We start from the raw sequence: 24,043 nt of genomic DNA on the forward strand, positions 1-24,043 counted from the left end.
CGCCCCGTACGGTGCCTCCTCATGACCGTGCTCGTGCGTGCCCTGCGCCCCGACGTGCCGGCCGACGCCGAGGGCTTCGCCCTCGTCCGCCGGCTCGCTCTGCCGTACATCCTGTTCACCGCGGACTCGGTCCGGCACACGGCCGCCCACGTCCACCCGGACGCCCGCTTCCGGCCGCTGGTCGCGGAGGAGGACGGCGAGATCATCGGCACCGCACAGGTCCATCTGATCCACGACAGCCCCGACCCGGGCCAGGGCGCGCTGAACGTGTACGTCCGTCCGGACCGGACCCACCGCGGCGCCGGCCGGCTGCTGGTCCGGGCCGCCGAGGAGTACCTGGCGGACCTGGGCGCGACCAGACTGCTGGCCTGGGCCCTGGACGAGCCGGCCAACCGGGCGTTCGCCGAGCGGCGCGGCTACCGGCGGGGCCGTACCGCCCACTTCCTCCGGCTCGACCTGGCGCACGGCACCCTGCCGCCGCTCCCGGAGATCCCTGCGGGCGTGCAGCTGCGGTCGGCCGCCGACTTCGCGGACGATCCCCGGCCGCTGTTCGAGCTGGACGCGGAGACGGTGCGCGACGAACCGAGCGATGTGGACCACGAGTTCACGGACTACGACGCCTGGCTCGCGGAGACCTGGAACCATCCGCTGCTGAACCGGGAGCTGACGACGGCCGCCTGTGTCGACGGCCGGCCGGTCGCCTTCACCGTGGCCTACACCGACGATGACTCCCGTTACTCCTCGGCGATGACCGGCACGGCACGCGCCCACCGCGGCCGTGGTCTGGCCAGGCTCGCCAAGACCCATTCCCTGCACCGGGCCCGCGCCGCCGGTGTCACCGAGGCCTTCACGGGCAACGACACCGGCAACGATCCGATGATCGCGATCAACAAGTGGCTCGGGTACGAGATCTGCGCGACGGAGGTGCGCTATGTCCGCGAACTCGGCTGAACCGACGGCCCGGTTGGAGGTCGTCCTGGTCAAGGCGGGCCGTACGAAGATCCGTTACCCGGCGGAGCTGCTGCGGGACGACGGCGACCGGATCGCCGTACGCGCCCCGTGGGCGGGCTCCGGGGTCCGCGACTTCGGGTTCGTGCGGTTCGAGCCCGGGGACGTGTTCACCGAGTACTACTGGCGGGACCGGTGGTACTCGGTGAAGGAGGTGCGGGCCGCGGACGGTTCCGTCAAGGGCTGGTACTGCGACATCACACGGCCCGCGGTGCTCTCCGGCTCCGACCTCGTCGTGGAGGACCTCGACCTGGACCTGTGGCGCTCCGCGGACGGCCGGGACGTGCGGCGCCTGGACGAGGACGAGTTCGCCGAGAGCGGGCTCACGGAGACGGACCCGGCGGCCGCGTCCGCCGCGGTGGCCGCCCTCGACACGCTGGAGGCGCTGGCGTCCCGCGCCGACGGCTTCGAGGAGTTGCTGTCCTGACCCGCCCCGGTGCCCCGGTGTCACACTCCGGCCAGCACCGCGTACCGCTCGTCGTCCACCTCCTTGCCCCACAACACCGCGTGTCCGGACAGGTGCTCCACGCGCACGTCCCGGGCGAGCGGCTCCAGCAGGGCGGTGAGCCGCGCGGCCGGTATGCCGACCGGGCCGGTCGTCCCCCAGACGCCCTCGACCAGCACGAACCGGCCTCCGGGCCGCAGCAGGCCCCGCCAGTGCCGGAGCACCCCGGCGGGGTCGGGCAGGGCCCACAGCACATGCCGTACGAGCACCACGTCGAAGCGGCGGCCGGCCACCGGCGGGGCCGCGGCGTCCCCGCGGAGGATCTGCGCGGGATGCCCGGCGAGCTTGGCCCGGGCGCGCTCGGCCATCGCCGGGGACCGGTCGACACCGGTCACGCGGTGCCCCTGCTCGACGGCGAGGAGTGACAGGCTGCCGGTCCCGCAGCCGAGGTCGAGGACGTCGGCGGGGTGCTCGGGCAGCCAGGCGCGGAGCCGGTCCGCCCAGGCCGCGCGGACGGCGGGGTCGCGCAGGCCGTGGTCGGGTTCGTCGTCGAAGGCGGCGGCCTGTGCATCCCAGTCCGTTTCCCGGGCAACCGCAACCGCGTGCGTGTTCTCGCTCGTCATGCCCAGAGAGTGACACACGCCACTGACAGTGCGGACGTGACAGCCGCCACTGACAACCCGGCACCGATGAGGAACTCTCCCCGAAAGCGTCTACCTCCGTGACAACGCGGAACTCGGGTAGGCACTGAAGGAGGCAGCAGCCATGCGCCGTGCAACCGTGCAGAAGCCCCTGAAGAGGACGGACAGCCGCCGGCTCCGCGAAGAGGCGGAGGAACGCCCGGCGGGCCGCCCGGAGGTCCGCAAGGACATCGCCCGGACCTGGTGGCCGGACGGCTGACGCGGCGCGGCTCAGCCCAGCAGCTTGCGGTAGTGGACGCGGTCGTACGGACCGTCGACGCGACGTGCCGTGACCTCGTAGCCGTACCGCGGGTAGATCTTCTGGTTCTCCCACATCATCGCGTTCGTGTAGAGCCTGATCTCGCCGAGCCCGAGTTCCCGCGCGCGTGCGTCGACGAAGTGCAGCAGCCGGCGTCCGACGCCCGTGCCGTGGGCGCTCGGGTGGACGGCGATGCTGTCCAGGAAGAGATGGCCGGCGAACGCCTCGATCACCACCAGCCCGACGACGGGCTCCCCCGTGACGAACACCCGGCCCGCGGCCACGTCGGCCGCGTGGTCCGCCTCCATGGGCTGGGGCACCACACCGATGCGCGCGAGGTAGGGGTGGTAGGCCGCGTCCGTGACCGCTTTGACGGCCGGTACGTCCTCGGGGCGGGCGGGCCGGACCGGTTCGGTGTCGTTGAGCATGCCCGCACGCTACCTACCTGAGCGCAGTCTGAGCGCTCCCTTAAGGGCACCATAAAGATCTCCTCCCACCGCTCCCAGCAGTGGATTTCGCGGTTTCCTGGGGCTGGCTCCTGATCAACCCCACCGGAGGATTCCCCCATGCCAGCACGCCGCAAGGCCGCCACCGCCGCCGCTCTCGGCCTCAGCGCGCTCGCGCTGTGTGCCGCGCCCGCGTCCGCGCACGGCTCCCTGGGTGACCCGGTCAGCCGGATCTCGCAGTGCTACGCGGAGGGGCCGGAGAGCCCGGAGTCGGCCGCGTGCAAGGCGGCCGTGGCGGCCGGCGGCACCCAGGCCCTGTACGACTGGAACGGCGTCCGGATCGGCGACGCGGCCGGGCGGCACCGGCAGCTGATCCCGGACGGCAGGCTGTGCAGCGCGAACAACGAGGAGTTCAAGGGGCTCGACCTGGCCCGCGCCGACTGGCCGGCGACGAGCGTGCACGGAGGGTCGTACACGTTCCGGTACCGCGTGACCGCCCCGCACAAGGGCACCTTCACGGTCTATCTCACCAAGCCCGGTTACGACCCGGCGAAGCCGCCGGCCTGGTCCGACCTGGATCTGGAGCACCCGGTGGCGACGGCCACCGACCCGGCTCCGTCGGGCGGTTTCTACGCGTTCTCCGGCACCCTGCCCGAGCGGTCCGGCCGGCACCTGCTGTACGCGGTCTGGCAGCGCTCGGACAGCCCGGAGGCGTTCTACTCCTGCTCGGACGTCGACTTCGGCGGCGGCGGAAACGGCGGTACGACCCCCGCGCCGAGCGCCTCCGCACCCTCGGACGAGCAGATCGCGGACGGTGCCGGCAAGTCGACGGTCGAGCACCACGGGCACGGCGACGACGACGCGAGCACCTCGGCGGAGCCGTCCGTGACGACCCCGGCCAACCGGCCGAAGGCGGCCGGGGCTTCGGCGGGCCTCGCCGAGACGGGCGCGTCCACCGGCACCTCGTACCTCGCGGTCGGCGGCGCGGCGGCGCTGGCGCTCGGCTCGGCGGCGCTGTTCCTGTCGGTGCGGCGGCGCGCATCGGGTGGCGGTCACCGCCGGTGAGGGCTTCCGGGGCCTGTCCGGCGGCTCAGGCCGGACAGGCCCCGGCGGTACGTCAGCTGAAGGCGGAGGCGCAGCTGGTGGCGGTGGCGTGGGCCGGGTCGAGGGCGTTGGCCACCTCGTGGAAGGCGATCCGGTCGAACAGGCCGATCGCGAGGTGCTCGGAGAGGTCGAGCGGGCACAGGTCCTGGAGCAGGACGTTGCGGACGTCGGCACCGCTCAGGTACTGGGTGCGCCAGGGGGTGACCACCTCGTCGTACCGGGTGGCGATGACCGTGTAGCGCACGCCGGGGACGGTGTCGCCGCCCGCGTTGAGCTTGGTGAGGAAGGCGGACCCGGTGATCTGGTCGGCGAGGCCGGGGGTGGTGGCCTTGAGCAGGTCCTCGGCGCCGGGGAAGTACGGCAGCAGGTGGGTGAGGCCGTCCAGGTCGGTGCCGTGGTTGTCGGGGGCGATGCCGACGAGGGCGTTCACCTTGGCGGCTCCGCCGAGGAACTTCAGGTAGTAGCGGGGCATCATGCCGCCCTGGGAGTGTCCGACCAGGTCGGCCTCGGCGGCTCCGGTGGCGGCGAGCACCTTGTCGACGAAGGCGGACAGCTGTTCGGCCGACTTGTCGATGGGGCCGAGGCCGTGGAAGAGGGGGACGCCGGGCAGTTGGCCGTAGTCGAGGGAGTAGGCGCAGTATCCGCGGCTCTTCAGATAAGGGGCCAGGCCGAGCCAGTTGTCGACCGAGTTGCCCAGGGTTCCGTGGACGAGGACGACGGGGCGGGGGTGGGCCGCGGAGGGCTTGCACGAGTAGTCGTTCCAGCCACTGCTGGGCGCAGCGCTGTCCGAAGCACTGGCGGTGGCGGCGGGTACGACGGCGACGGCGACGGTGAGGAGCAGCGCGGCGAGGGGTCTGAGGGCGCGCTTCCAGGGCAGCATCGTGTGATCTCCTTGCGGCTCAAGGGAGGTGCACGGCCAACCCTGTGATCCGGATCACGGGATGCTGTTCACTCGTCAAGTTACGAGCGAGTAGTGCAAGTGTGAAGTTACGCGGCAGTAAAAACTTCCAGTGATAACCGGAGCCGCGCGGGACATCGGCGACGCGTCACCACGCCGGACGGATCGGACCCCGGGGAGCGATCCGCGCCAAGTGCTCCCGCAGACCGCGCAGCTCCCCCTCGCCCAGCAGCTCGGCCCACCCCCCGACCACCTCGGCGGCCGCCTCCTCCGCCGCCCGGGTGCAGGCCCACCCGCGCTCGGTCAGCACGACCAGCCGGGCCCGGGCGTCCCCGGGGTGCGGCCTGCGCTCGGCGTATCCCTTGCGTACGATCTCGTCCACCAGCTGACTCGCGGCCTGCTTGGTCACCCCGAGGTGCGCGGCCAGGTCGGTGGCGGTGGCGCCGTCCGGGGCGAGCCGTGCGAAGGCGAAGCCGTGGGCGGGCCGGATGTCCGCGAAGCCACGGGCGACCACCCCGTCATGGATGCGCTGGGTGAGGTCGCCCGCCACGGCGAGCAGGACGGCGGACAGGGCCAGGGCGTCGGAGTTCTGCACGGAGGCATTGAAACACCCTTGACGACTTGGTCAAGCAGGTTGACTATATAGTCAAGTCGCTTGACCATCATCCCGGACGGAGTCCACCGCCATGCCCATAGTCCGCTCCTCGGCAGCCGTCACCCACGAGATCCACGGCGCCCGCTTCGTCTCGTACGCCACCCCGCGCACCGGCAGCACGGAGCTGTGCGCCTGGCGCGGTGAGATCCCGGCCGGTGTCAAGGCGCCCGCCCACACCGTCAGCCGGGAGGAGATCTTCCATCTCCTCGTCGGGGAACTCCTGATCACCCTCGACGGACAGACCGAGCGGATCTCCGCGGGCGACACGGTGATCGTCACGCCCGGTGCGACCCTGGCCGTCGAGAATCCCACCGGGCACACCGCGCTCTCCTGGGTCACCACCTCCGTCGGCCTCACGGCGGAACTGGCCGACGGCACCCGCATCACTCCGCCCTGGGCCAACTGACGCGGCCCGGAGCGGAGTCATGCCGCGAGGCTGCCCGGCATCACCGCCTTCGGCCCGAACTTCGCCCGGGCGCGGTCCGCGACCTCCTCGATGCGGCGGACCTTCTCGTCCACGGGGTCGAAGGTGAGCTGGTGGGAGGCCTGCTCTGCGGGGGTCAGGCCCTCGGCGCGCAGGGTGAGCGCACGGACCCGGGCGCGCTGCAGGCCGAGCGCCTCGTACATGCCGTAGGCCGCCTTGGTCAGGGCCGTAGAGTGCGCGGTCGGCTCCTTCAGGGTGCGGCTGCGGGTGGTGGAGGAGCGGTCGGCGTAGCGCACGGTGAGGGTCAGGGTGCGGCAGACCTTCTCCACCGCGCGCAGCCGGGCGCCGATCTCCTCGGCGGCCGACAGCAGTGCCCTGCGGTGCCGGGCGGGGTCCAACTCGTCCACCTCGAAGGCCCGTTCCGTCATCAGCGACCGCGCCACGGCGTTCGGGACGACCCGGCCGCGGTCGACACCGGCCGCCTTCTCCCGCAGCTCCCGGCCCGCCTTCGCGCCGATCAGCCGCTGGAGCGTGGAGAGCGGCGCGGCGGCGACCCGGCCCAGGGTGTCCAGACCGTACTCGTCCAGGGTGCGGGCGGTCGCCGCGCCGACGCCGGGCAGCGCGGCGACGGGTTTGCCGGCGAGGAACTCGGCGACGGCGTCCTCGGGGACCGCGCAGGTCACCCCGGGCCGGGCGTCGCGCAGCGCCACGCGGGCCAGCATCGGGCCCGGCCCGGCGCCGATCACACAGTCGACGCCGTACCGCGCGAGGGCCCGCACCCGGATCACCGAGGCCAGCTCCACCGCGCTGCGCCCGAAGTACCGCTCGGCGCCGCGCAGATCGGCCAGCGCCCCGTCCGGCGGCAGCGCCTCCACGACCGGGGTGAACTCCTCCAGCAGTCCGAGCAGGCCCGGCAGGGCCGCCTCGTACATCGGCGGCAGCTGGAAACGTACGCAGAGGATGGTCATCCCGCACTCCCCGGACTCTGGTGCCACAACTTCCGTATCGCCGCGGGCCCTTGTGCGGCCCCCTGACCCGCGGGCCGCAGGTCGGCCCAGGGGTGCATCGCGTATCCGGTGGGCAGCTGGATCCGCCGCCCGCCGGTCGGATCGCCGCCCGCGCCCTCGGTCACGGGCTCCGCGAGCCGCGCGGCCACCTCGTCCAGGCCGCCCTCGGCACGCAGTTCGACCAGCTCGGCGAGGTTCCAGGCGGCGGAGCCGACCACGCTCAGGCTGCGCGGGCCGCGCCGCTGCACCACTCCGCGCACCAGCAGCAGCCACGAGTGGAAGACGGTGTGGGCGCACGCGTCGTGCGAGTCGTCGAAGAACGCCAGGTCGACCAGGCCCGTGCCGTCGTCCAGCGTGGAGAAGATGACCCGCTTGCCGGAGCGGATCGGCGGGGTCTGGGTGGCCGCCTTGGCACCCGCGACCAGCACGGTCTCACCGTGCCGGGCCTCGCGCAGCCGGCGTGCGGAGACCACGCCCAGCTCCGTGAGGAACTCCCGGTGGTCGTCCATCAGATTGCGCGAGGCGTCCATGGACAGCACGCCCAGCTCGGCGCTGAGCCTCTCCGCCGAGGTCAGGTCCGGCAGCCCGGCCGACGCGGTCTTCCGCCCGCCCGCCAGCGGGAGTTGGCCTCCGCCGCCGCTCCGGGCGCCGCGGTGCAGCTCGGTCAGGTGCAGTTGCAGATCCCGCCGGTTGGCGCCGAAGGCGTCCAGCGCCCCTACCTGCGCGAGCCTCTGGGCGAGCGGCCGGCTCGGCCGGGCCCGCTCCCAGAAGTCCACCAGCGAGGAGTACGGCTGCCCGTCCGAGATCCGCTTCGCCTCGGCCTCGCTGATGCCGTGGACGTCGGAGAGGGCGAGCCGCAGCCCCCACACCGCCGGCGATTCAGACACCAGTTCGATCCTGTGTGCGACCCCGGAGGCGTTCACGTCCAACGGCAGGATCGGCACCCCTCGCCGCCGGGCGTCCGCCAGCAGCAGCCGCTTCGGATACATCCCGGGGTCGTGTGTGAGCAGCCCGGCGTAGAAGGCGGCCGGGTGGTGCGCCTTCAGCCACGCCGACTGGTAGGTGGGCACGGCGAAGGCGACGGCGTGCGCCTTGCAGAAGCCGTACGACCCGAAGGCCTCCACGATCTCCCAGGTCCGCTGGATCGTCTCCGCGCCGTACCCCCGGGCCGCCGCCTGCTGGGCGAACCACACCCGGATCCGCCCCTGCGACTGGGGGTCGGACAGCCCGCGCCGCACCCGGTCGGCCTCACCCCGTCCGCAACCGGTCATGATGGCCACGATGTCGATGACCTGCTCGTGGAAGACGACGACCCCGTACGTCCCCTTCAGCGGTTCCTCCAGGTCCGGGTGCGGATAGCGCACCGGCGCCCGCCCGTGCCGCGCCTCGATGAACGGCCGCACCATGTCGGCGGCGACGGGACCGGGCCGGAAGAGGGAGATGTCCACGACCAGGTCGTGGAAGGTGCTCGGCTGGAGCCGCCCCACCAGGTCCCGCTGGCCGGGCGACTCGATCTGGAAGCAGCCCAGCGTCTCGGTGGACCGGATCAGCCGGTACGTCTCCGGGTCCCCCGGCTCCACCGCGTCCAGGTCGATCCGCTCCCCGCTCACCCGCTCCACCTCGGCGACCGCGTGCGCCATCGCCGACTGCATCCGCACGCCCAGCACATCCAGCTTGAGCAGCCCGAGGTCCTCCACGTCCTCCTTGTCGAACTGCGACATGGGCAGCCCCTCACCGCTGGTCGGCACCACCGGCGTACGGGCGAGCAGGGAGGCGTCCGAGAGCAGCACCCCGCACGGGTGCATGGCGACCCCGCGCGGCAGGGCGTCGAGCGCCTCGACCAGCTCCCAGAGCCTGCCGTACCGCTCCTTCTCCTCCGCGAGCCGCTTCAGCTCGGGCAGCTCCTCCAGCGCCGCACGGGCGTCGCGCGCCCGGATGTGCGGGAAGGACTTGGCGATCCGGTCGATCTCGGCCGGGTCCATGGACAGCGCGGCGCCCACGTCCCGGATCGCATGCCGGACCCGGTAGGTCTCCGGCATGGAGACGGTGGCGACCCGCTCGCTGCCGAACCGCCCGATGATCGCCCGGTAGACCTCCAGCCGCCGGGCGGACTCCACATCGATGTCGATGTCGGGCAGCACGACGCGCTCCTTGGACAGGAAGCGCTCCATCAGCAGCCCGTGCTCGACGGGATCGGCGTGCGCGATCCCGAGCAGATGGTTGACGAGCGACCCGGCACCGGAGCCCCGGGCGGCCACCCGGATCCCCATGTCCCGTACGTCGTCCACCACCTGGGCGACCGTCAGGAAGTAGGAGGCGAAGCCGTGGTGGGCGATGATGTCCAGCTCGTCGTGCATCCGCTCCCAGTACGCGCGCCGGCCGCCGTACCCGAGCCGCAGCATGCCCGCCACCGCCCGTGAGGCGAGCGCCCGCTGCGCGGTGCGCCGCCCGGCGCCGACGAGGTGCGCCTCGGGAAAGTACACGCCCCCCATGCCCAGATCACCCTCGGGGTCGACCCGGCACTCGGCGGCCGTGTCCCGGGTCTGCTCCAGCAGCCGCCGGGCGGTGTCCCGCCGGTACCCGGCCGCCTCCACGATCCGCTCGGCCACGTCCAGCATGGCCGGCGCGTCCTTCAGCCAGGCCTCACCGGAGTCCAGCTCGCCCCGGGGGTCGATCGGCACCAGACGCCGTGCGGCATCCAGCACATCGGCGACCGGCCCCTGCCCGGGATCGGCGTACCGCACGGCGTTGCTGAGCACCGGCCGCACCCCCTGCTCGGCGGCGAACCCGACGGTACGGGCCGCCAGCCGCAGGGAGCCGTCCCCCGTGCCCGTACGCCCGTGCCAGACGGCCTCCAGCCGCAGCGCGTCACCGTAGGCCTCGCGCCACGGGGCCAGCAGTGCCGCCGCCCGGTCGGGCCGCCCGGCGGCGAGCGCCCGCCCCACGTCCGACCCCGGCCCGAGCAGCACCACCAGGCCCGCACCCCGGTGCGCGGCCCAGGGAAGCAGCACAGTGCCCTCGCCCGCGTGCGCCGCCGTGACGAGCCGGCACAGCTCGGCCCAGCCCCGGGCGCCGTCCCGGGCGAGGAAGGTCACCCGGGGGGCCGACTCGTCCACGAAGGCGCCACCGCGCACCGGCGTCCGCCGCCGGTCACGCCGTACGGCCTCCCTCGCCTCCACCGCCAGGTCCACCCCGAACAGCGGACGGACGCCCACCCCGGCACATGCCTTGGCGAAGCGCACGGCACCGGCGAGGGTGTCGCGGTCGGTCAGGGCCAGGGCGTCCATGCCCCGCTCCGAGGCGCGCTCCGCCAGCCGCTCCGGATGGGACGCCCCGTACCTCAGGGAGAACCCGGAGACGGTGTGCAGATGCGCGAAGCCCGGCACACACACCTCCCGCACTCGTGAGCCCCGAACAGCTCTCGAACATCAGTTCCCAAATCCAACCTCCACCATACCCCCATTCCCGAACATGTGTACGACACCCGCTCGCCCGCCCCCGGCCCGCCCCCCACCTGCGCAAACGCCTTCCCGCACCCCTCGGCGACCGGCCTGCGACGGCGTCGGCCCTGGCCGAGAACAGCCCCTCGGACACCCCGCACAGCGAAGCCCCCGCACACCCAGGGCGTGCGGGGGCCGGACTGCCGGAGAAGGGGGCGCTCAGTAGACGTGCACCCCGTAGGCGCTCAGCGCCTCGGTGACCGGCTGGAAGAACGTCGTACCGCCGGAGCTGCAGTTGCCGCTGCCGCCCGAGGTCAGACCGTAGGCCGTCGTGCCGCCGTACAGCGGGCCGCCGGAGTCGCCGGGCTCGGCGCAGACGGTGGTCTGGATCAGGCCGGAGACGATGTCGCCGCCGCCGTAGTTGACCGTGGCGTTGAGCGCGGTGACCCGGCCGCTGTGCGTACCGGTCGTGGACCCGCGACGGTAGACGGTCGTGCCCACGGAGGGGGTGGCCGCGCTGGTGATGTCCTGGCTGCCCACGGCACCGGACTTGGTCACCGAGCTGTTGGTGTAGCGCACGATGCCGTAGTCGTTGCCGGGGAAGCTGGAGCCGGCCGTGGTGCCGAGCGTGGTGGAGTGGGACGAGTTCGACCACCAGGTGCCCGCGCCGTCGGTGCAGTGCCCGGCGGTCAGGAAGTAGTAGTTGCCGCTGGAGTCCTGGACGTTGAAGCCCAGCGAGCAGCGCCAGCTGCTGGCGTAGATGGCGTCGCCGCCGGAGATCAGCTTGTTGAACTTGCCCGGCGTGTGCTTGATGACCAGGGCGTCCGCGGTGGCGCCGGCCTGCTTCTTGATCTTGGCGATCTCGGCCTGGGACACCGTGCTGTCGACGGTGACGACGACGCGGTGCGTCTTGCCGTCCACCGCCCAGGCCGTGCCGGGGATGTCGGCCTTCAGGACGGAGTCGCTCGCCTTGGTGAGCTGGGTGGCGCTGAACGTGTGGGCATCACTGGCGTTCGCGGTGGGGGCGGCGAACGCGGCTGCGGCCAGGAAACCGGTGGCCACGGCGGTCAGCCGGGTCCGTCTCGCCGTGCCGGCGCGGGGAGTGGTGCGCTTGATCCTCACGTTTCGTTCCCTCCAAGGGAAGTCGGGGGCCCGCGTGGGGTCGGGGCCCGTGAGGCGCAGCCAGGGACCGACCGGATTCGAATATGCATGCCCCTGACAAGCGCTGGGGGGAGTATTCGGCCGAACGGCCGGTCGGCACAAGGGTGCCTTTCGGCCGTCGGTCCGTCACCGCGGGGGAACTGAGGGGAACTGAGGTCAGCTCAGGCGCCGCTCCCCCGCCTCGACCGCCACGTCCAGCGTGTTGCCGGGGGCCGGGACGGGGCAGATGAAGTGGTCGGCGAAGGCGCACGGCGGGAGTTGGGTGCGGTTGAAGTCGACGGTCGTGCGCCCCTCGGCGTCCGGGGCCGGCGGGAAGAGGAAGCGGAACCGGAAGCTCGTGTCACCGCTGGTGGCGTCGGCGAACACCGCCCACAGCCGCCCGTCCCCCTGCCGCGCGACCTTCAGGGTCCGCTCCTGTCCGGCCAGGGCGAACGTGAGTTCCCCGGCGAGATCGAACCCGCGCTCACGGCCGTCGGCGTTGCCGAGCCGGACGGTGCGCGTGCCCTCGTACGGCGTGAACCGCCCCGGCACCGACCAGCGGGGATCGTAGGGGCCGGCCTCGATGCCGCGGAAGGCCAGCCGGGCGGCGGAGCAGGGGTCGTACACCCGCACCCCCAGACGCCCTCGCGCACCAGCACGACCAGCCGTTTCCCGCCCAGCGCGACGCGCGATCCGGCCACCGGACCGCGGTCGGCGGACAGCCGTACCTCGCCCGTGAAGGGCCGGTCGTCCACGGTCAGGCCGTCGGTCTCGGCGGCCGTCAGCACCACCCCGGCCTCATCCGCCACCCAGTTCCCGGGAATGTCCGGAAGTCGACCCTCCGGATAGTCCTCGACCCAGTGCGTCGCGGTCAGCGCGAGCGGCCCGTAAGGGTCCGCGACCCCCTCCACGCGCTGCTCGTGCCACTGCTTCCAGGCGTCGGACGCATCCGTCGTCATGTCGTCGGTTCCTCTCCTCCGGGTCCCCACGGGACCTTGGTGTGTTCTCACAGGACCTTCGCCAGAAAACCCCGGGTCCGTTCCTCGCGCGGAGCGCCCAGCACCTCCTCCGGCGGCCCCTGCTCCACGATCCGCCCGTCGGCCATGAACACCACCGTGTCGGCGACCTCCCGGGCGAAGGCGATCTCGTGCGTGACGACGATCATCGTCGTCCCCTGCGCCGCCAAGTCCCGGATGACGTCCAGGACTTCCCCCACCAGCTCGGGATCGAGCGCCGACGTCGGCTCGTCGAACAGCAGCAGCTTCGGCTCCAGGGCGAGCGCCCGTGCGATGGCGACCCGCTGCTGCTGTCCGCCGGACAGCTGCCGCGGATAGGCGCCGGCCTTGTCCGCGAGCCCGACCCGCTCCAGCAGCCGGTGCGCGCGCTCCACCACGGCCTTCCGGGGCCGCTTCAGCGCGGACACCGGCGCCTCGACGATGTTCTCCAGGACGGTGAGGTGCGGGAAGAGACCGAAGTTCTGGAAGACGAACCCGATCCGGGTCCGCTGCCGGAGCACCTCGCGCTCGGGCAGCTCGTACAGCTTGTCCCCGGCCCGCCGGTACCCCATCAGCGCGCCGTCCACGCTGATCTCGCCCCGGTCCACCTTCTCCAGATGGTTGACGGTGCGCAGCAGCGTGGACTTGCCGGAGCCGGACGGGCCGAGCACGACGGTGACCTCACCGGCGCGCACCTGGAGGTCGATGCCCCTGAGCACGTCCAGCGAGCCGAAGCTCTTGTGCACCGACCGGATGTCGACCATGACACTCATCGCACGAGTTCCTTCGTGAGGGAGCCGCTCAGAAAGGCCAGCACCGCCCGGGCGGTGGCGTCGTTCTGGCGGAAGGCGGGGCCGCCGGTGCGGGGGCGGGTGAACGCGCCGGCGGTACGGGTTTCGGTGTGCGGGCCGAGCGCGAACCGCCGGGGGTGCGGGCGGCCGGCGCGGTCGAGGATCCGTCCGTCGCCGGGGTCGACCCGGAGCAGTCCGTCGGGGGTCTCGCCGGCGCCGTCGGCGTACAGTCCGCGCAGCAGGCTGTCGCGGGCGCGTCCGACGGTGGGTCCGGGCAGCCGGGCCTCCACCAGCGCCCGGGCCTCGACGGAGAAGCCCGGCACGGTGGGGCTGGCGGCCCGGAACACGCCGTCCTCGGCGGTGACGGTCATGCCGGCGCCGACGAACCGGAGCAGTCCGGCCCGGGACAGCGCGAGCATCTGCCGCAGCCGGGGTCCGGGCGGCCCGGACGCCAGACAGCTGAAGAACCCGTGCCACCAGGACCCGATGTCCCCGAGCCGCACCAGTTGCCCGTAGACGGAGAGCAGCCCGAAGAAGACGCTCAGGTCCTGGCTGTGGGCGGGGTCGTGCCGGCGTGCGAGGTCGGCCTCGACGTAGTGTCTGAGCCCTTCCTGGAAGTCGTCGTGCGAGGCGTACCGCACCCCGTCCAGCGGGTGGTCGAGCGCGGCGAGGTCGAGCCGGTCGGCCGGGTCGGGTACGGCGGCGGCGACCAGCGCCCGGATCTCGGCGGGGTCGCCGGCCGCCGCGTACTTCTCCTCGAAGTCGGCCCAGGCCATCTCCGTACGCCCGGGGTGGGCGGTGAACAGCCGGTGGTAGTGGGCGAAGCCCAGCTCCTTCTCGACCAGCGGCCATACATCGCGCCGGAAGTCGAAGCCTCCCGGCCGGGCCAGGAGTGCGTCCACCTCGGCGGGGCCGAGGAAGCGGGGCAGCGGGGGCCGGTCACCGGTCCAGTCGTAGCCGATCTTCGAGTGGTACGGCACTCCGCGCCGCGAGCCGACGTACAGCACCGGCTCCCGCCCCGAGGGCACGTACACCTCCCCGTCGCGGCCTCCCGCCACGTACCGTCCGCCGCGTCCCTCGGTGAGCAGCACCATCAGGTCGACGAAGGCCAGCCCGAAGCCGCGGACGAGGACGGGTTCGCCGGGCTTCAGCGGGGAGAGGTCGCTGTCGGCGGTGAAGTCGGGCGGCAGGTGCACCAGGCCGTGCCTGCGGGCGTACTCGGCCAACTCGGCCTGTTCTGCGTCGAGTTCGGCGTCCTGATGGCCGGTGGCGAGGATCACCAGGTCGGCCGGGAGCGGGCGCGGGCGGCCCTCCAGCCAGACCTGCTGGCGGCCCTCGCGCGGTCCGCCGACCCTGAGCGCGCGGTGCGGGTGGTGGTGGACGGTGACGTTGGCGGGGAGGTCGGCGCAGGCCTGTTCGTAGACCCAGCGCAGGTACCGGCCCTGGAGCCGCCGGTCGGGGAAGGTACGGCCGTCCAGCCCGGCCCACTCGTGCAGGGTGGGACCCTCGCGCACCGGTCCGGCCATGGTCACCGTGTCGTCGGTGAACATGGTGACGTCCTCGGCCTGCGAGTTCATCCAGAGCAGCGGCGACTGCGCCTGCCGCCAGATGCGTCCGCCGCCCGGCGGATGGGGGTCGACCAGATGGATGTCGAGGCCCGGACCGGCGTACAGCTCGGGCGCGTTGGCGGCGAGGCGTTCGAGGATGCCGGTCCCCCGCGGCCCGGCTCCGACGATCACCAGCTGCTGCCTCATCGGGCGGCCTCCGTGCCGCGCGCGTAGTACTTCTCCACGTAGTACTGGCCGATGCCGAGCAGCGAGGTGACCACGGCGTACCAGAGGGTGGCGACCATCAGCAGCGGGATCACCTGGTAGGTGCGGTGGTAGACCAACTGGGCGGAGAACAGCAGGTCGTTGACGGCGATGACGCTGACGATCGAGGTGCCCTTGAGGGTGCCGATCAGCATGTTGCCGGCGGGCGGCACGATGGCGCGCATCGCCTGCGGCAGCACGATCCGCCACCAGCGCCGCCAGGGGCTCAGGCCGAGCGCCTGGGCGGCCTCGATCTGGCCGCGGTCGACGGAGAGGATGCCGCCGCGGACGACCTCGGCGGCGTAGGCGGCCTCGTGCAGGGTCAGGCCGACGATCGCGACGGCGACCGGGCTGAGCAGGTCGACGGTCTTCACGCCGAGCACCTGCGGGTACAGCGCCCCGATGTTGAACCACAGCAGCAGCTGCACCAGGATCGGTATGGACCGGAACAGCCACACGTAGCCCCAACCGACCGCGCGCAGCACGGGGTTGGCGGACAGCCGGAACGCGGCGAGCAGGGCGCCGAGGGCGAAGCCGAGGACCATCACCACCGCGGTCAGCCACAGCGTGAGCCACAGCCCGCGCAGGATGGAGTCCGAGGTGAAGTAGTCGGCGACGACGCCCCATTGGAACGCCTTGTTGCGCAGGACGGAGTTGACGGCGAACCCGAGCAGCGCGAGGACGGCGACGGCTGCCGTCCACTGGCCGTACCGGCGCTGCGGGACGATCCGCGGGGCGTCCGCGGGCTGGGGTGTCCCCGATGCGGTGGGGACTTTGGCGAGGGTGTCGGATGACATGCGAAGGCTCCGTGACGCGGTGGTCGAACACGGGTGGTGCCTTCACACGGACGCGCCCAGGCGGCGCGCTACGGCCGAGCCCCTCAGCAGGGCCGTGCGTCGAGAGTACGCGGGCGTTTCGGTCCGCTGTCAAGGCTGTCCGGAGTGTGAGCCGTACGTCTCACGTCAGTTGACGCGGAACCGGATGCCTGTTCCACTTGGCCCATGCATCCACAGCAGTGGCTGGTCACCCGCTCCCACATCGACTTCGGTCGCGTGTGGTCCTCGTCCTGTTGAGCTGACCCCCTGCGCAGGCCTGCCCTCCGGGCGGGCGCATTCGCGTTCTCCCTCTTTTCCCTCGCCTTCACACGCGCACCCCTCCCCTCGCGCCCTGCACGCCTTCTGCTGCCAGGAGACCGCTACCCCATGCGTACGCACCTTTTGATCCCTTTTGTTGCCATTACCTCGGCTACTCTGCTCCTCACCGCCTGCGGCTCCGGCGACACGGACACCACCTCGGTGGCGGCCAAGTCCGTGAAGGTGCCCACCACGGACGTCGTCTCCGCCGTGCGCAAGGACGACGCCGTGGCGAAGCTGCTGCCCGCCGGCACCACCCGGCTCACCGTCGCGGTGAGCGTCGGCGGCACCCCGCCCGGCACCACCTACCTCGCCGACGGCAAGACCCTGACCGGCCAGGACGTCGACTTCACCAAGGCGGTCGCGCGGGTCCTCGGCATCGAGCTGAAGGTGGAGCAGGCCGGCTTCGAGGCGATCCTGCCCGCCCTGGACAGCGGCAAGTACGACTTCGGCGCGAGCAACTTCGGCGTCACGGACGAGCGGCGCAGGACGATCGACTTCGTCACCTACATCAACGACGGCCAGGGCTTCGCCACCCGCGAGGACAGCGAACTCGGGAAGATCACCGACCTGAAGCAGCTGTGCGGCCTGAACGTCGCGACCGGCGCCGGCACCACGTTCGAGGCCACACTGGAGGAGAACAAGCACCTGTGCGCCGACGCGGGCAAGAAGGCGTACCGGGTGCAGACGTACGCCGAGCAGAGCGCGATCTGGTCCTCGCTGCAGCAGGGCCGCAGCGACGTCGTGATGTCCACGATCAACGGCCTGCGCTATGCCGTCGCCCACCAGGAGGGCCTGAAGTTCCTCAACGAATACCACCGCCTTGACGTCGGTTTCGCCTTCAAGAAGGGCACGAAACTGGCGCCGGCCTTCCAGGCGGCGGTGAACAAACTGCTTTCCGACGGTACCTACGACCGGATTCTGAAGAAGTGGGGCACCACGGGTTCGGCGATCAAGCAGTCGCGGATCAGCCCGCCGGAACTGAAGAACTGAATCAGCAGCCGTCGCAGGGGCAGCAGCAGTCGCAGCCGTCGCAGCCACCGGGGCAGGAGCAGTCGCACCACTGGCAGCAGCCGCTGCGCTTCTTGCGGGACCACGGACCCTCGTATTCCTCGGCGCAGCACATCCTGCAGGTGCAGAACAGCGCGAAGAACATCCCGCAGCCCGCCCAGAAACCGCGTCGGCCCTTGGCGGCGGGCTCGGGCGGCGGTCCGAAACCACCGCCCCCGAAACCACCGCCTCCGCCATGGCCACCGCCCCCGCCATAACCGCCGGTTCCGCCGGTTCCGCCGGTTCCGCCGGGAAAGCCGCCGCCGGCATACGGATTGCCCGGAGCGGGAGCACCGGCGCCCTGCGGCATCCCGCCGCCGTACGGCCCCTGCGGCATCCCGCCGCCGTACGGCCCCTGCGGCATCCCGCCGCCGTAGGGCCCCTGCGGCGCTCCGGCACCGTACGGTCCGTGCTGATGGGCCGCGCACACCGGTGCCGTGCCGAAGGCGCGGTCCACCGAGCGGCGCAGCTCGTGGACGAGGAGGAGGTGGACGAGCCCGCCGTCGCGGAACTCGGCCTCCTTCAGGGCGAGCCGGATGCCGTGCAGGGCGTCGTCGGCGAGCCGGCGGGCCTCGGTGAGGGGCGTGCCGGTGGCGGTGAGGGGGTTCCAGGCACCCGACAGGGCGTCGGCCCGCTGGTCCTCCACGGCGTCCAGCAGGTGGGCGAGCCGGCCGAAGAGCCGGCCCGCCTCCGCCAGGGGCGCTGCGTTGCCGGGCCGCCCGGCCAGCACCGCTGTGTGCGCGAAGGCCGCGGCGGTCGCGGTCTCGGTCGGCTCGGTGACCGTGAGGATCGGGGTGCCGGGCCCGGCCAGGGTCTCGACGCCGAGCTGCCGGTCGACGGCGTCGACCAGGACGCCGGTGTCGAAGCCGACCGCCGCCCCGCTGTGCTCCCCCGCCCGGCCCCAGCTCGCGGCGACCCGGCGCGCGGCGGCGGCGACCGGTCTGCGGGCCAGCAGTCCGTCCCGGTCGGCGACGTGGTCGCGCACCTTGGCGGCGGCGAGCACCAGGGAGACGGCGGCGGCGAGCCGCGCGCCCTCGCCCTGGGCGACGGACGCCGTCCGCATGCCACGCAGCGCACATGGCCCGGCGGTACGTCGGCCACCGCTCACCGGACCGGTCTGAGCCTCTGTCAGAACTGATATGAGAAGACCGTCATAATTCGTCACGACCCGCGCGAACTGACCGTGGTCGCGGCGCAGGGCGAGACAGAGCCCGCACAAGTGCGCCATCCACTCGGCCTTGAGGCCCTCCCCGAGCCGGTGAGAGCAAGGCCTGACGATTCCGAACACGACATCCCCCGTACTGTGATACGACGTTGGCGTTCACCCGTACGCACCGCGCATCACCCGTCCGCCGCAGACAATCATATTTCACTCTCAGTCAGCGCCCGTATGAGTCGCGACCCTTGGGGCACAAGGACTCTCGACGGATCGGCTGTGCACCAGTACCGTCACAAACCCCCCGCGCGGCGTCTATCCACTTGGCGCACCGTCCGCATCATGGATGACCATAGGGATGCGGAAATCAAGAAAGACCGCTGTGAGAGGAGGCGTCCATGGGATCGGTACGCAAGGCGAGTGCGTGGCTCGGCCTCGTCGACGACAACGATGACGAGCGCTACTACGACGACGACTACTCCGAGGGCACCGAGTCCGGGGACGCCTGGGTCACCGACCCGCGGGTGAAGGTGGCCACGGACACGGCCGAGGAGAAGGGCCGCCGGATCGGCACGGTCACCCCGGACAGCTTCCGGGACGCCCGCGCCATCGGCGAGCTGTTCCGGGACGGGGTCCCGGTCATCATGAACCTCACCAACATGGAGCCCGGCGACGCCAAGCGCGTCGTGGACTTCGCGGCCGGGCTCATCTTCGGTCTGCGCGGCTCGATCGACCGGGTCTCGAACCGTGTGTTCCTGCTCACCCCGGCCGACACGGAGATCATCAGCGGCGAGGCGTCCGCCCACCGCTCGGACGGCTTCTTCAACCAGAGCTGAGGCAGGGCCGCCGCACCGGCCCCGCCTCCCGCCCGGCTCACCGGAAGGCGTCGAGCCCGGTGAGCGCCTTGCCCAGCACCAGCTGGTGCATCTCGACGGTGCCCTCGTAGGTGAGCACCGATTCCAGGTTGGTCGCGTGCCGCATCACCGGGTACTCCAGGGAGATCCCGTTGGCACCGAGGATCGTCCGCGCCGTACGGCAGATCTCGATGGCCTCGCGGACGTTGTTGAGCTTGCCGAAGCTGACCTGCTCGGGGCGCAGGCGGCCGGCGTCCATCCGCCGCCCCAGATGGTGGGCGAGCAGGATCCCCTTGTGCAGTTCCACCGCCATGTCGGCGAGCTTGGCCTGGGTGAGCTGGAAGCCGCCGATGGGCCGCCCGAACTGCTCCCGTGACTTCGCGTAGTCGAGGGCCGCCTCGAAGCTGCTGCGCGCGGCGCCCATCGCGCCCCAGACGATGCCGTAGCGGGCGTGCGAGAGACAGCTGAGCGGTCCGCGCAGCCCGGTGACCTCGGGGAGGACGGCGTCTGCCGGGAGCCTTACGTCGTCCATCACCAGTTCGCTGGTGACGGAGGCGCGCAGGGACCACTTGTGCTTGATCTCCGGCGCCGAGAAACCGGGGCTGTCGGTGGGGACGACGAAGCCGCGGATGCCCTCCTCGGTCTGCGCCCAGACGACGGCCACCCCGGCGACCGAGCCGTTGGTGATCCACATCTTGCGGCCGCTCAGGACCCAGTCGTCGCCGTCGCGCTTGGCGTGGGTGCGCATGGCGGCGGGGTCGGAGCCGTGGTCGGGCTCGGTCAGCCCGAAGCAGCCGATCACCTCGCCGGCGGCCATGCGCGGCAGCCACCGCTGCTTCTGCTCCTCGCTGCCGAACCGGTGGATGGCGTACATCGCGAGGGAGCCCTGCACGGAGACCAGCGACCGGATGCCCGAGTCGGCCGCCTCCAGTTCCAGGCAGGCCAGGCCGTACTGCACGGCGCTGGCGCCCGCGCAGCCGTAGCCCGTGAGCGACATGCCGAGCGCGCCGATCGACCCCAGTTCGCGGGCGAGGTCCCGGATCCCGGGCAGCTCCCCCTTCTCGTACCAGTCGGCGACGTACGGCAGCACACGGTCGGCCGCCCAGGTGCGGACGGTGTCCCGGACGGCCCGGTCCTCCGGCTCCAGCAGGTCGTCGATCCCGAGCGGGTCGGCGGCATCGAACGGGGGCAGCTTCGCGGACGCGGACATGGAACACCCTCCGGACACGGGACGTCGGCAAAACTAGCAGCGCTAGTTACGGCTCTCGGGCCGACGTTACGGTGCAGTGTCCCGCACGTCCAGAGGGGGTCAGGCGGTGACCCGCGGCTTCCCGGCCGCCGCCTCCGCCTCCCGCGGCGCCGGCAGCCCCACCTCGGCACCGGCCCGCTCCTCCGCGTCGGCCCGCTCCTCGGCACCGGCCTGCTCGTCGCCGCACTGCATGATCCACGGCAGCCTGAGCGCCATCACCGCGCCCAGCAGCAACAGGCCCGCGCTCACCAGCAGGGTCACATGCAGCCCGTGCACGAAGGAGTCCCGCGCCGCCCGGCGCAGCGCCGCCCCGGCGGTGCCGCCGAGCCGGCCGGCGACCTCGTAGGCCTCGCCGAGCGAGTGGCCCGCCGCGTCCGACGCGCGCCGCGGCACGCCCGGCACCGCGCGCAGCCCCGGCGCGTAGGCCGCGTTCATCACGCTACCCAGCAGCGCGATGCCGATGCCGGCGCCGAGCTGGTACGACGTCTCGCCGATCGCCGCCGCGCCGCCGGCCTGGTCGGCCGGGGCCTCGCTGAGCATCGACTCGTACGCCCCGAAGAGCGTGGTCTCCAGACCGAAGCCCAGCAGCACGAAACCGGCCAGCAGCAGCGTCGGGTTGTCGGTACCGCCCATCGCCGTCAGCGTCAGCACCGCCGCGGCCGTCAGGCAGAAGCCGAAGCACACCATCCGGCGCGGCCCGAAGCGGCGCAGCATGCGCGCGCCCGCCAGGCCCGCCGCCATGGCCGCCACGGTCAGGGGCAGCAGCCTGAGGCCGGTCTCCAGCGGGGACAGACCGAGGACCAGCTGAAGGTACTGGGCGGCGATCAGCTCCAGGCCGACCAGCGCGAGCATGGCCAGCACGATGCAGCCCACCGAGGTGCTGAACGCGGGCCGCCGGAACATCCGCAGGTCCACCAGCGGATGCGGGAGCCGGCGCTGGCGCCGTACGAAGAGGAAGAGGAGGGCCGCGCCGATCAGCAGCGGCAGCACGGTGAAGGGGCTCGCCGCCGCCTCCCCGCCGCCGAGCCGCTTCACGCCGAGGACCACGCCGAAGAGCCCGGCCGCCGCCATCAGCGCGCCGGTCACGTCCCAGGGCCCCTCGCGCTCGCCCCGGGACTCGGGCAGCAGGGCCCGGCCCACGGGGAGGCTGACCAGCATCAGCGGAATGTTGACCAGGAAGACCGCGCCCCACCAGAAGTGCTCCAGCAGGAAGCCGCCGAGCAGCGGACCGACCGCCGCACCGACCGCGGCGACCGCGCTCCAGATGCCGATGGCGAGGGCGCGCTCACGCCGGTCGGGGAAGACCTGGCGCAGGAGCGACAGGGTCGCGGGCATGATCATCGCGCCGCCGACGCCGAGCAGCGCGCGGGCCAGGATGAGCATCTCGGCGGTCTGCGCGAACGCCGCCACGGCGGAGGCGACGCCGAAGAGGCCGTAGCCGAGCAGCAGGACGCGTCTGCGGCCCACCCGGTCGCCGAGGGTGCCGAAGAGGATCAGCAGCGAGGCGCAGACCAGCGGATAGACGTCGACGATCCAGAGCAGCTCGATGGCGCCGGGCTTGAGGTCCTCGGTGACGGCGGGGACCGCCACGTGCAGCACGGTCGCGTCGAGCGCGACGAGCAGCAGGCTGACGCAGAGCACGACGAGGACGACCCAGCGGTTGGCACCGGCCCCGGGCGTCCGACGGCGCGGCCGTACGGCAGCCGTGGTCGTCCCGGACATGTACGTACCTCCCAGATGATCCCTCGCGTGGGGCGGACCGACGGGGTGGGGACTCCCTGTCGTACGGCCGGAGAGGAGCGGTGTCTCCGGCCCGCGCGAACCCTCGCGGGTGACTCGTCAGCGTACGCGAGTTCGCCGCGGGGGCACGTGGCGGACCTCTCACACGCACGACGGAACCCGTGTGGCGTACGCCACGTCACCCCCTCTTGACCGGGACCCGGCGACCGGTCCGGTGGGGTGCCCGGTCGATAATCGAGCCCGTGACCGATCTTGCAACGCGCGTGGCCCGGCCCCACGCCCCTCTTCTGCGCCGGGCGGCCCCGGCCCTGCTGGGCTATGCGGCGGTCCGCGCCCTGGGGCTGGTGGTGCTGGCGGTGTGGAGCGCCGCGCGCGGCAAGAGCGCGTACACGGTGCTCACCGCGCGCTGGGACTCGCTGTGGTACACGCGGGTCGCCGAGCTGGGCTACGGCTACGAGGTGCGGCTGCCGAACGGGGACGTCCACTCCAACCTGGCGTTCTTCCCGCTGCTGCCGTGGCTGGAGCGGCTGCTGCACGCGGTCGGTCCGCTGTCGTACGCGGACGCCGGGTTCGTGGTGAGCCTGCTGGCCTCGCTCGCCGCCGCGGCCGGGATCTTCGCGGTCGCGGACCGGGTGTACGGGCCCCGGGTCGGGGTCTGTGCCGTGCTGCTGTGGGCGGTGCTGCCGGTCGGGGTGGTGCAGTCGATGGCGTACAGCGAGTCGCTGTTCACGGCGCTGGCGGCCTGGTCGCTGTACGCGGTGCTGACCGGGCGGTGGCTGAGCGCGGGCACGCTGGCGGCGCTGGCGGGGCTGACCCGGCCGGTGGGGGTGGCGGTGGTCGCGGCGGTGTGGACAGCTGGCGTGGTCTCGTTCGTGCGAGAGCGCGGCACGCGGCACACGCCGGGCGCGCACCACGACGAACACACCCCCCGCGCACACTCCGATGCCCACGCCCCCGCGCCCGGCGCACTCACCGAGCCGACCCCCGGCGCGCTCACCGCCCCGCAAGCTCCCGCGCCCACCCCCAGCGCGTCCGCCGTTCCGCGCGCCTCCGTCCGGCGGCGTGCCCTCGGCATGCTGATCGCTCCGCTCGGCGCCGCCGGGTACGTCCTCTGGGTCGGCCACCGCACCGGCAAGGGCCCGCTCGGATATCTGGACGTCCAGGCCGGATGGCGCAACGGCTTCGACGGCGGCTACGCCTTCGCCCGCTTCGTGGCCGACAAGTTCACGTCATTTCCGTCCGCCCTCGCCGGCCTGGGCCTGATCCTCGGGGTCGCCCTGCTGATCTGGCTGTACGTCACCGGTGTCCGCGGACGCCAGCCGGTCGCCCTGCTGGTGTACACGGGCGTCGTGCTCGCCCTCGCCCTGTGCGCGTCCAGCTACTTCGGTTCCAAGCCGCGGCTGCTGATGCCCGCCTTCCCGGTGCTGCTGCCGCTCGCCGGCGCCCTGGCCCGGCTGCGCGTCCCCCGGTCGGCCCTGGTCGTCGCCGGGTTGGCGGTCGCGGCGTCGGTCTACGGGGCCTTCTGGCTGAACGGCTCCGGTCCGCCATGATCCACCAGTCCGCCCGATGACGCCCCGGAAAATTCCGTACCAGGACCGGGTTAACGCATTCATAAGCGCGATATAAACAACACCCGGAACGATCAAAGGAATTGGCCCGAACGGTCTCATCGGATTGCGGAATCCTCGGAATTGGGGCCGCCCTTGAGACGTTTCCCACATCACATCGTCATCACAAAGCCCCTGTTTCGACCGGGAA

At 72.4% G+C, this 24,043-nt stretch carries 21 protein-coding genes and 1 pseudogene; 8 read left to right on the forward strand and 14 right to left on the reverse strand.

All coding sequences use genetic code 11. The annotated features are described in order from the left end of the window. Positions 1 to 21 precede the first annotated feature (21 nt). Complete coding sequence (locus ACZ4U1_RS31170) at positions 22 to 951, forward strand: GNAT family N-acetyltransferase (protein ID WP_467907501.1); 930 nt, start codon at positions 22 to 24, stop codon at positions 949 to 951. Then, positions 932 to 1,435, forward strand: coding sequence for a ribonuclease FAU-1 family protein (locus tag ACZ4U1_RS31175; protein ID WP_467907502.1), 504 nt, complete (start codon positions 932 to 934; stop codon positions 1,433 to 1,435). The genes ACZ4U1_RS31170 and ACZ4U1_RS31175 overlap by 20 nt, the downstream gene beginning before the upstream one ends. A gap of 20 nt (positions 1,436 to 1,455) precedes the next feature. Here ACZ4U1_RS31175 and ACZ4U1_RS31180 read toward each other — a convergent pair whose 3' ends face one another. Then, the gene (locus ACZ4U1_RS31180; RefSeq protein WP_467907503.1) at positions 1,456 to 2,076 is read right to left on the reverse strand and encodes a class I SAM-dependent methyltransferase; all 621 of its coding nucleotides are present in this window, start codon (positions 2,074 to 2,076) and stop codon (positions 1,456 to 1,458) included. Between the two features lie 142 nt (positions 2,077 to 2,218). On the opposite strand from ACZ4U1_RS31180, the gene ACZ4U1_RS31185 reads away from it, so the two are divergent. Beyond that, positions 2,219 to 2,353, forward strand: a complete 135-nt coding sequence (locus ACZ4U1_RS31185; RefSeq protein WP_467907504.1) for a hypothetical protein — start codon at positions 2,219 to 2,221, stop codon at positions 2,351 to 2,353. Positions 2,354 to 2,364: 11 nt separating this feature from the next. On the opposite strand, the gene ACZ4U1_RS31190 is transcribed toward ACZ4U1_RS31185, so the two are convergent. Beyond that, positions 2,365 to 2,820, reverse strand: a complete 456-nt coding sequence (locus tag ACZ4U1_RS31190) for a GNAT family N-acetyltransferase (RefSeq protein ID WP_467907505.1) — start codon at positions 2,818 to 2,820, stop codon at positions 2,365 to 2,367. A 138-nt stretch (positions 2,821 to 2,958) separates the two neighbouring features. Here ACZ4U1_RS31190 and ACZ4U1_RS31195 point away from each other — a divergent pair, with 138 nt between their 5' ends. Further along, entirely contained in the window at positions 2,959 to 3,903 is a 945-nt protein-coding gene (locus ACZ4U1_RS31195; protein ID WP_467907506.1) for a lytic polysaccharide monooxygenase auxiliary activity family 9 protein, read from the forward strand. A gap of 52 nt (positions 3,904 to 3,955) precedes the next feature. Here the strand turns inward: ACZ4U1_RS31195 and ACZ4U1_RS31200 are convergent, their stop codons facing one another. Both ACZ4U1_RS31200 and ACZ4U1_RS31205 read right to left on the reverse strand, forming a co-directional pair. Then, positions 3,956 to 4,822: an esterase/lipase family protein gene (locus ACZ4U1_RS31200; protein WP_467907507.1), complete on the reverse strand. Its 867-nt coding sequence runs from the start codon at positions 4,820 to 4,822 to the stop codon at positions 3,956 to 3,958. A 166-nt stretch (positions 4,823 to 4,988) separates the two neighbouring features. Then, positions 4,989 to 5,435, reverse strand: a complete 447-nt coding sequence (locus ACZ4U1_RS31205; protein ID WP_467907508.1) for a MarR family winged helix-turn-helix transcriptional regulator — start codon at positions 5,433 to 5,435, stop codon at positions 4,989 to 4,991. A 91-nt stretch (positions 5,436 to 5,526) separates the two neighbouring features. Between ACZ4U1_RS31205 and ACZ4U1_RS31210 the strand changes: the two genes are divergently transcribed. After that, positions 5,527 to 5,901, forward strand: coding sequence for a cupin domain-containing protein (locus ACZ4U1_RS31210; RefSeq protein WP_467907509.1), 375 nt, complete (start codon positions 5,527 to 5,529; stop codon positions 5,899 to 5,901). 17 nt (positions 5,902 to 5,918) lie between these two features. On the opposite strand, the gene ACZ4U1_RS31215 is transcribed toward ACZ4U1_RS31210, so the two are convergent. The 7 genes and pseudogenes from ACZ4U1_RS31215 to ACZ4U1_RS31245 form a co-directional block, all read right to left on the reverse strand. Beyond that, the gene (locus ACZ4U1_RS31215; RefSeq protein ID WP_467907510.1) at positions 5,919 to 6,887 is read right to left on the reverse strand and encodes a DNA polymerase Y family protein; all 969 of its coding nucleotides are present in this window, start codon (positions 6,885 to 6,887) and stop codon (positions 5,919 to 5,921) included. Then, complete coding sequence (locus tag ACZ4U1_RS31220) at positions 6,884 to 10,312, reverse strand: DNA polymerase III subunit alpha (protein ID WP_467907511.1); 3,429 nt, start codon at positions 10,310 to 10,312, stop codon at positions 6,884 to 6,886. Before ACZ4U1_RS31220 ends, ACZ4U1_RS31215 begins: the two co-directional genes overlap by 4 nt. A gap of 273 nt (positions 10,313 to 10,585) precedes the next feature. Further along, the gene (locus ACZ4U1_RS31225) at positions 10,586 to 11,488 is read right to left on the reverse strand and encodes a S1 family peptidase (protein ID WP_467907512.1); all 903 of its coding nucleotides are present in this window, start codon (positions 11,486 to 11,488) and stop codon (positions 10,586 to 10,588) included. A gap of 195 nt (positions 11,489 to 11,683) precedes the next feature. Further along, positions 11,684 to 12,465: pseudogene (locus ACZ4U1_RS31230) on the reverse strand (DUF1684 domain-containing protein). Between the two features lie 47 nt (positions 12,466 to 12,512). After that, positions 12,513 to 13,274, reverse strand: coding sequence for an amino acid ABC transporter ATP-binding protein (locus ACZ4U1_RS31235; protein WP_467907513.1), 762 nt, complete (start codon positions 13,272 to 13,274; stop codon positions 12,513 to 12,515). Next, positions 13,271 to 15,046 carry an FAD/NAD(P)-binding protein gene (locus tag ACZ4U1_RS31240; RefSeq protein ID WP_467907514.1) on the reverse strand — a complete coding sequence of 592 codons (1,776 nt, stop codon included), beginning with the start codon at positions 15,044 to 15,046 and terminating at the stop codon, positions 13,271 to 13,273. Before ACZ4U1_RS31240 ends, ACZ4U1_RS31235 begins: the two co-directional genes overlap by 4 nt. Next, positions 15,043 to 15,900, reverse strand: a complete 858-nt coding sequence (locus ACZ4U1_RS31245; protein ID WP_467907515.1) for an amino acid ABC transporter permease — start codon at positions 15,898 to 15,900, stop codon at positions 15,043 to 15,045. The genes ACZ4U1_RS31240 and ACZ4U1_RS31245 overlap by 4 nt, the downstream gene beginning before the upstream one ends. Before the next feature lie 405 nt (positions 15,901 to 16,305). Between ACZ4U1_RS31245 and ACZ4U1_RS31250 the strand changes: the two genes are divergently transcribed. Continuing rightward, positions 16,306 to 17,229: an ABC transporter substrate-binding protein gene (locus ACZ4U1_RS31250; protein ID WP_467907516.1), complete on the forward strand. Its 924-nt coding sequence runs from the start codon at positions 16,306 to 16,308 to the stop codon at positions 17,227 to 17,229. 1 nt (position 17,230) lies between these two features. Here ACZ4U1_RS31250 and ACZ4U1_RS31255 read toward each other — a convergent pair whose 3' ends face one another. Then, a complete protein-coding gene (locus ACZ4U1_RS31255; protein WP_467907517.1) occupies positions 17,231 to 18,574 on the reverse strand; it encodes a DUF5685 family protein in 1,344 nt (447 codons plus the stop codon). Positions 18,575 to 18,840: 266 nt separating this feature from the next. On the opposite strand from ACZ4U1_RS31255, the gene ACZ4U1_RS31260 reads away from it, so the two are divergent. Beyond that, positions 18,841 to 19,278, forward strand: a complete 438-nt coding sequence (locus tag ACZ4U1_RS31260; protein WP_059248508.1) for a cell division protein SepF — start codon at positions 18,841 to 18,843, stop codon at positions 19,276 to 19,278. 37 nt (positions 19,279 to 19,315) lie between these two features. Here the strand turns inward: ACZ4U1_RS31260 and ACZ4U1_RS31265 are convergent, their stop codons facing one another. Both ACZ4U1_RS31265 and ACZ4U1_RS31270 read right to left on the reverse strand, forming a co-directional pair. After that, a complete protein-coding gene (locus ACZ4U1_RS31265; RefSeq protein ID WP_467907518.1) occupies positions 19,316 to 20,506 on the reverse strand; it encodes an acyl-CoA dehydrogenase family protein in 1,191 nt (396 codons plus the stop codon). Positions 20,507 to 20,605: 99 nt separating this feature from the next. Further along, positions 20,606 to 22,267: an MFS transporter gene (locus ACZ4U1_RS31270; RefSeq protein WP_467907519.1), complete on the reverse strand. Its 1,662-nt coding sequence runs from the start codon at positions 22,265 to 22,267 to the stop codon at positions 20,606 to 20,608. A 260-nt stretch (positions 22,268 to 22,527) separates the two neighbouring features. Here ACZ4U1_RS31270 and ACZ4U1_RS31275 point away from each other — a divergent pair, with 260 nt between their 5' ends. After that, entirely contained in the window at positions 22,528 to 23,835 is a 1,308-nt protein-coding gene (locus tag ACZ4U1_RS31275; protein ID WP_467907520.1) for a glycosyltransferase family 39 protein, read from the forward strand. Positions 23,836 to 24,043: the final 208 nt, after the last annotated feature.

The organism is Streptomyces sp. NPDC028928 (assembly GCF_055564915.1).